This window comes from Legionella bozemanae, assembly GCF_001648595.1.
In the GTDB taxonomy this organism is placed as follows: Bacteria; Pseudomonadota; Gammaproteobacteria; order Legionellales; family Legionellaceae; genus Legionella; species Legionella bozemanae.
Genome location: NZ_LBAW01000117.1, coordinates 1 through 508 on the forward strand (window position 1 = coordinate 1; position 508 = coordinate 508).

A 508-nucleotide genomic window follows, 5' to 3' on the forward strand; every position below is an offset into this window, starting at 1 on the left:
AGGAAAAACTCTATTGCAAAATGCGATTGATATAAACGAGAAACACTCTATTTTGCAAAATGTTAGCTCGCTAGTGGGTTTTATATTACTCGGCATCAGCCTTTTATTTATTAACAAAACAAAAATTTTTCCAGGTTGGTGGGCAATCTTACCTAATCTTGGAACTTTGTTGATTATTCTAGCTGGACCTAAAGCGTGGTTTAACAAAGCCATTTTATCCAGTCGTGTTTTGATCTGGATTGGATTAATAAGTTTCCCATTATATTTATGGCATTGGCCTCTTCTTTCTTTCACATTCATTCTGAAAGGGGAACATGTAGGAATAAAAGCAGGGCTAATTATTATTTTAATCTCGATGATGTTTGCCTGGGGAACCTATTCTTTTATTGAGAAACCAATCCGCTTAAATCAAAAAAAATTTATTGTGTATTTATTAATCTTAATCATGTTAGTGATCGCTTTAATGGGTTTTTATTGTAAAAGTAAAGAGGGTTTCCTGAATAGACCC

At 33.3% G+C, this 508-nt stretch carries 1 protein-coding gene; it reads left to right on the top strand.

Annotated features, from left to right (window positions below; translation table 11 throughout):
- A partial coding sequence (locus A8O27_RS18960; protein WP_162270519.1) for an acyltransferase family protein occupies positions 1-508 on the top strand: 508 nt, incomplete at both ends.